This window comes from Rhodoferax sp. ZS1R8 (assembly GCF_056521325.1).
Map to the genome: position 1 here is coordinate 1 of NZ_JBWMBA010000102.1, position 1,261 is coordinate 1,261.

General features: G+C 55.1%; 1 protein-coding gene and 1 pseudogene. Both read left to right on the forward strand.

From position 1 onward, the window contains the following. Window positions 1-7: 7 nt before the first annotated feature. Complete coding sequence (epsA, locus tag AC097P_RS24135; protein ID WP_479612960.1) at window positions 8-751, forward strand: XrtB/PEP-CTERM-associated transcriptional regulator EpsA; 744 nt, start codon at window positions 8-10, stop codon at window positions 749-751. Next, window positions 741-1,261: pseudogene (locus AC097P_RS24140) on the forward strand (undecaprenyl-phosphate glucose phosphotransferase); the annotation flags it as partial. The gene epsA and the pseudogene AC097P_RS24140, both read left to right, overlap by 11 nt.

The window sequence follows — 1,261 nt, forward strand, 5'->3', positions numbered from 1 at the left end:
TTTTGGTGTGCGCCGCCACATTGATCTGATGCGCTGGTTGCAGGGGGATGTGCAACACTATTTGCCACACGACATTTTGGTGGCAGCATGGGGTGATTTTCATTTGGGACTGGTTCATTACGACATCGTGTCGTCCATGCCAGGCGTCCGCTCTGAAAACGTTATGACGGAAGCGCTGACGCCGCTATTAACCGGATTGTTTGACCGCTGGATTGCGCAAGATCGCCGACCCTTTACGCTGAAGGTTTGCGAGAGGGGGTTTACCTGGAACAACGACGCTACACCGGGCCCAATTGGTGACGCCATGCGTACCATGCGTTCTTCTTTGATCCATGGCATCAATGACCAACGCGGGCGTCACGACTGCTTGTATGTTTTGTTCAGCGCTCAGACGCAGCGCCACCGTAACGAACGGGTCGCACTCAAGTTCATGCTGCCCTATATAGATAGTGCTTTGCGCCAGGTCGAGCTTTTGCCTAACCAATATGCTGCGAAGAATACGCAACCCGTTGAGATTGCGGATGCCGGATCAGAAAACGAAGTGACCGTCTTGAGCGAGCGCGAGGCAGGCATCATGAAATGGGTTGCCATGGGTAAAACCAATAGTGAGATCGGCAGCATTCTTGATGTGAGCACCTTCACAGTCAAAAACCACATGCAGCGCATCTTCAAGAAGCTGGATGTGCTAAACCGCGCACAAGCAGTGTCAGCCTTCAGCAACTCCAAGCAAGATGCCTGCCGTGTCCAATGACAATGCAGCCACATTGGCCGCACGCAATAACCCAGGTCCCTTGGGCAAGGATAATTTGCTGAGCGGTGTTGAGGCTGGCCTGGAGCCGCTGGTACTGGTCTTTGCGCTCTGGTCTGTTGCCATGTATTTTGAGGGGTCTCTCTCCGGCGCCTACCTCATCCTGTCGGTGATAGTTTTCTCATTGGCATTTCCTGGTACGCCCAGGTTAAACGCACCCGGTTGGCACATGGTTGCAGATGTCTTTACCAACTGGGTGTGGACGGGTGCCTTGCTGGTGTTTGTGGGCCTTGCAACCGGTTACCACCGGGAATTCAACCGCCAAGCCATGCTGGTCTGGCTGGTTGTAGCGCCTTTCGCCCAGGTTGCGGCACAGATTGCCTTTAGGGGGCTGGCGCCTTACCTGGTGCAGCTACAGGGGCCGGCTCAGCGCGCCATCATTGTGGGCATGAATGACCAAGGTGTCGCATTGGCCCGCCGCGTGGGCGTAACCCCCTATTCACGCATTGAGTG